Raw genomic sequence first — 5,041 nt, 5'->3', positions numbered from 1 at the left:
TACTTTTCATCGCTTCCAGTGATGGCGCGGTAGCCAAGTGGTAAGGCCGGGGACTGCAAATCCTCTATTCGCCGGTTCGATTCCGGCCCGCGCCTCCATTCATCCTTCGGATTCATTCCGCGCGTTCCACCGCAAGGATTTTTCGTTAAAACCGGGGGTTCTGGGACTTCAGGAATTCTCTATCCACTCCTAAATCCTCACTCTTCCGCCCCTTGCTCGGCAACTCGTCTGACGACTCCTTGCGAATCGGTGATTGGTCACCCTTCGGGCAACCTCCTCTCGCTCACGCTCGGGGTCCGGCCCGCGCCTCCATTCCCTTAAACACTGATACCTTCAGAGTTTAAAGGCATTTTTTATGCCCAAAGTGACAACTAAAGTGACAACAAGTTCGTCTTTATCTCACCGTATTTAAGGGTGTTCAATTATGTACTTTTAGATAGTGCATGGGTTACATTCCCAAGATGTAAAACCAGCCAAGCAGTCTTCAACCGCTGGTGGGAGGAGAGTGATATGGATGCCGAAGACTTATCTAAAGCTGCATTAACCGCGATAGACGATTGGCTAGACGAAGAGATTGTCGGCTTTGAGCCGGAAGAGGGGGTAGTCCACTTGCTTGAGAGATAGATGCACGGAGGGTTTCGTAGAGACAGGTTGACAATTGTTCTATTTGAATCAAGGGCATGCGTATTATGATTCGTAAAAAGTTATTGTTCTCATGGGTTTATTTGCAAAAGCATTAATACTCGCAAGCATAGCCCTGAGTGCCTGGTTACTTACAGGATTTATCAACCGGGCGACAGGTGGTTGGATTGCCAGACGGCACAAGTTTATTCAGTTCCTTATCTACCTTGTGCTTGTGCTTATCGTTATGAGCCTGGCTTCCTTAATTAGGTAGATTAAAAGATTGAACTGCCTGGAGTGAAAAACTTACCGCCAAGAGATTAACATTGCCCGAATATAATTTCCCCAATCGCAGTTCACTTTGATAATGGCTGCAAAGTAGCTACTCAAGGCAGGTTGGAAGTACTACCAATTAACAACATCTCATACAGAGCTAAGCAAAAAGACTTCGCGCTAGATTTTTTACTTCAGTGATCCAATTTATAGATCGACAAGGAGGATTCACTTTTGGCCAAGATTATAAAATCTCACATAATCAACATACATTTTGGAAGGAAGTTGTTCATCCCGTACCGGCCCACCCGCCCATGCCGCATTTCGCATCGCGTAGTTTACATTTACCTGGGCATGTAAGTTTTTGGGAACTTCTCGCTCCCACTCAAAATCTTCGACTTTTCCGTATGTTCGGTTGTGCACCTTACCGCCCGAAAAATGAAAATAAGGCTCAGACTTCCAAGCCGGTCCGTCCTGGGCAAGGTACCAAAAGAATTCATCATCCGTGACTCGTAGACCAAAGGTGAAAAACTCGTAAAAATTGACCTTATTTTCTTTTATATGATGACCATGTCCATGATGGGCTTTGTAGACTCTTTGCTTGATAAAGAAATGATCGTCCGATCGTTTCACCATGGATTGGGAGGGAATGCCTTTGTGAATTTCCTTGGCCCTAAAATCATGCCACCATAAACCACTCCATAATCTCGTCTTCTCACGGGCAGCAATAAATTCAAACATATCAATTTCCAAAAGATCTTCGGGCGACCAGCCCTCCACTTTGTGAGAAACCGTCCAAAAAGCACCATACCCCCCATTATTTTGTGGTAGTTTGCAACGCAGTTCCAAATACATGTTATTGCGAAGTGAATAATCCTTTTGGGTATGCACGCCACCAGAGGAATAATTAAAGGTTGTTTCTTTGGACCATGTATTGCCGGCGACTGGCACGGGTTCCCGCTTTTGAGTGAGGATAAGAAGTCCATCCTCTAAAGTAATATTTTCTTTTTTATAGATGCAGTCGACCCCCTCGTTTTGAAGGTTTTTCTTATTGATTCCCAACCCCCATATTTCTTGGTTAAGTTCAGACCCAGAAAACTCATCCCCAAAGGCATACCTGGAACCAGGAGGACCCTCAAATTGATTATTTTCAACAGCCAACAAAGGCATAAGAGCAAACACCCAAAAGAAAGTTACTATATACTGGGTAATTTTAAGAAATACAGGGCAATGGGATAGGCGAGCAATCATATGGCTAAGGCTTGGCACAAACAAATCGTAGTTTTGGAATTAATTATTATGTTTCCATACAATAACGAAGATTTGATTGGGTCAACCCTACCAAAGTTCTTCCAAGTGGTTTTTTTAAGCCCTACCTCAAATTACTATTAGGTGAAAGTTTGTACCAATAGAGTAAAATAAAATATATAAATTAACTTTTTTTTCACTAATGCGTCAGATTTTATACTTTTATGTTATATATTTTTAGTTAATGATTAGAAAAAAAAAATTGGATCGTTCGCATTTCTTACGGTTATTGGCGAAAAGTGAGCCTGTTATACGTTCCTACCTGCGTGCACTGGTGCAGGATTATCATGATCATTCTGAAATCATGCAAAATACCTTCATTACTGCATGGGAAAAATTTTCAAAATTTGAGGGAGACGAGAATGACTTTTGTAAATGGGCGTGTGTCATCGCCCGCTACCAGGCATTAAAACATCGGCAGACTCAGGCGAGAGACAAGTTGGTGCTATCCGAAAAAGTTTTAGAAAAAATTGCCTCAGAAGGAATCGAAGATACAGCCTCGTCCCAGCAGTGGCTGGAAAAGCTTGGGGACTGTCTCAAGGAACTGCCCGAGCCCAACCGAGACTTAATCAAACAGGCCTACTCGCCCGAAAAATCGATCAAGGCGATAGCGACCGATAGGAAAACCACTCCCGATGCCCTCTATCAAAAACTACGGCGCATCCGCAAAGCACTTTCCAAGTGCATGGACCTCCCCCCCCGCTCCCCCAAGAAAGACTCCGAACCCGCTTACTCCATCTGACCTACCCTGCCCGATGAACGCCTCCGATCGCAACCTCATTGAACTCTACCTCGAAGGGAACTTACCTGCCGACAAATGGAAGGAATTTTCCCACCGCCTCGAACAATCAGCCGATATGCGTCGGGAATTCCGTAAGCTTTCGCTATTGGACGAAAACTTGCGCGCCCAAAGCATTGGCTTCCCAAACCTTGCCGAGAGAGAACAAAATCATACACCGCACCCCATTCTTCCATGGATCATCTCCGCAGCCTGTATGGTGGCATGCTTTTTTATCTGGGAAATTAATCAGAAGAACCAACCTTTGGAAAAGGCTGTAATCGCCGATACTAGTACTGCTACCCCGTCTGCACCTATTGCCGAATTGATCGATTTCTATGATTTACAGTTTAAAAATACCACAAAACCGGTTGAAAATATTCGCTTCGATCAAGGAAAGTACGAAATTGAGAGTGGTCAACTTCACCTCAGGTTTGACGACTCTGTGGAACTATTATTCAGTGGTCCTGGATCTTTCGAAATTCTCAACCCGAAACTTGTCAGCGTAACTCAGGGCAATGTTCGTACCATCGTTCTCAATGATGAGGGTAAGGAATTCACTATTCTTTCTCCTACCTCAAGGTACATCGACTGGGGCACTGAATTCTCCCTCAATATTTCCCCAAGCGGTGATGATTTGGTCAATGTTCATGAGGGTGCAATCGAAGTGCAGAGCATGGTTACCAAAAACATGTCCAAAATGCTTACCCGCTTTTCGAAGGTTACTGATAGTCCGGAATTTACTCCAGTACTTGTTGATAAACAGTTGGAAAACATCATGCCTGGCGAGATGGGGGGCAACCGTAACCGGGTATTATTGGATGAATTTGCCGCAGACCCAGATGTAATTGGGCTCTACAATTTTGAACACCCGCTACTAAGCAAAGACACACTTCTGCAAAGAATCCCTAAGGCGTGGGAATCAAGCAAGGGTAACATGCTTCCACATAGGTGGGTAACTAATCTTCACCTGACCAACACCGATGCTTCGCACGGCATTTTCCATGGGGCTAACCGTACCAATGGCAGATGGCCCCAAGGAGTTGGGCTGAATCTTTTCCAAAAAGATGCCCACCTGAGCCTCGATCTGAAGGGGGAGTATGAAAACTTTTCCTTTTCTTTTTGGCTAAAGCCAACCGGAAAATTGGATAACCCTTTAAATAGCTTAATTAGGCCCTTCCGATGGGAAAAAATGGGGAATTTATCCATTGAGGTTACCCGTTCAGGAAAATTAAAACAATTTTTGTGGGGAGAATCCCATATTCAGGAATTCCAATCTTCCAAAAGAAAATTATCCAGAGATTGGAACCATATTGCCTACACCTTTGGCAAAGTTAATGAAAAGACGGTTAGCAGCCTCTATTTGAATGGCAAATTATACAATAGGGTTTTTCCAAACTTTACCGATTCGATCGTTATGAGAAATGTGATTATCGGATGCACTAACAACAATTATGGGAAGTATTTGAAGCAGTTTAATGCCGTTTTGGATGAGCTGGTCCTTTGGAAGAAAACTCTAACCAAAAATGAAATTGCGAAATTTTATCGCTCAGGTCTCCCCACCTATGAGTTAAATGACCTCACACTCGCAGCAACATCGATTTCTCCATAGCCAAACTTGAATTTAACCAAGCACTATCGAGTTAGGAAAACCATCCCACTCAACAAACCAATTAGTCCAACCTATATAAAAGTACGCAAACCATCATAATTTAAACGAATTATATATTGCAAAATTGATGGTGAATAGTAATGTACTATTTAACTATATTATTTAATTAACTAATTATTTAATAATATTACGTACAAACAATAATTTTAATGGAAAAAATATTTATAACCTGTCAAGAGGCCAAAAGAATTCTCGGCTATAAAAACCACAATTCAATAAATTATCTCGTTCAACAAAGACAACTAAACGAGTATACGATCGGGCCTTTAAAACGCAAACTCTACAGCCTTCAAGAAGTACGAGCCCTGCAAGAAATTAAAAAGGGCTCCAACAATTCTGTTAATCCGTAATATGGCCGAGTATATCGTAAAGGCTTTTCACACACAGCC

General features: G+C 42.8%; 5 protein-coding genes and 1 tRNA gene. 5 read left to right on the top strand and 1 reads right to left on the bottom strand.

Annotation, left to right across the window (positions count from 1 at the left end):
- Nucleotides 1–23 precede the first annotated feature (23 nt).
- From ACKPQ4_RS04310 to ACKPQ4_RS04300, 3 genes are all read left to right on the top strand, one after another.
- A tRNA-Cys gene (locus ACKPQ4_RS04310) sits at nt 24–98 on the top strand.
- Nucleotides 99–414: 316 nt separating this feature from the next.
- Entirely contained in the window at nt 415–624 is a 210-nt protein-coding gene (locus ACKPQ4_RS04305; RefSeq protein WP_407679976.1) for a hypothetical protein, read from the top strand.
- Between the two features lie 91 nt (nt 625–715).
- Nucleotides 716–895, top strand: coding sequence for a hypothetical protein (locus ACKPQ4_RS04300; RefSeq protein ID WP_407679975.1), 180 nt, complete (start codon nt 716–718; stop codon nt 893–895).
- A 227-nt stretch (nt 896–1,122) separates the two neighbouring features.
- Here the strand turns inward: ACKPQ4_RS04300 and ACKPQ4_RS04295 are convergent, their stop codons facing one another.
- On the bottom strand, nt 1,123–2,163 hold the full coding sequence (locus tag ACKPQ4_RS04295) for a glycoside hydrolase family 16 protein (protein ID WP_407679974.1): 1,041 nt from the start codon (nt 2,161–2,163) through the stop codon (nt 1,123–1,125).
- A 223-nt stretch (nt 2,164–2,386) separates the two neighbouring features.
- Here ACKPQ4_RS04295 and ACKPQ4_RS04290 point away from each other — a divergent pair, with 223 nt between their 5' ends.
- Both ACKPQ4_RS04290 and ACKPQ4_RS04285 read left to right on the top strand, forming a co-directional pair.
- The gene (locus ACKPQ4_RS04290; protein ID WP_407679973.1) at nt 2,387–2,944 is read left to right on the top strand and encodes a sigma-70 family RNA polymerase sigma factor; all 558 of its coding nucleotides are present in this window, start codon (nt 2,387–2,389) and stop codon (nt 2,942–2,944) included.
- Nucleotides 2,945–2,957: 13 nt separating this feature from the next.
- Nucleotides 2,958–4,592 carry a LamG-like jellyroll fold domain-containing protein gene (locus tag ACKPQ4_RS04285; RefSeq protein ID WP_407679972.1) on the top strand — a complete coding sequence of 545 codons (1,635 nt, stop codon included), beginning with the start codon at nt 2,958–2,960 and terminating at the stop codon, nt 4,590–4,592.
- The last annotated feature ends 449 nt before the right edge of the window (nt 4,593–5,041 follow it).

The sequence above is a fragment of the Candidatus Chordibacter forsetii genome (assembly GCF_964187505.1).
In the GTDB taxonomy this organism is placed as follows: domain Bacteria; phylum Verrucomicrobiota; class Verrucomicrobiia; order Opitutales; family Seribacteraceae; genus Chordibacter; species Chordibacter forsetii.
This window is presented reverse-complemented; position numbering and strand designations above follow the sequence as displayed.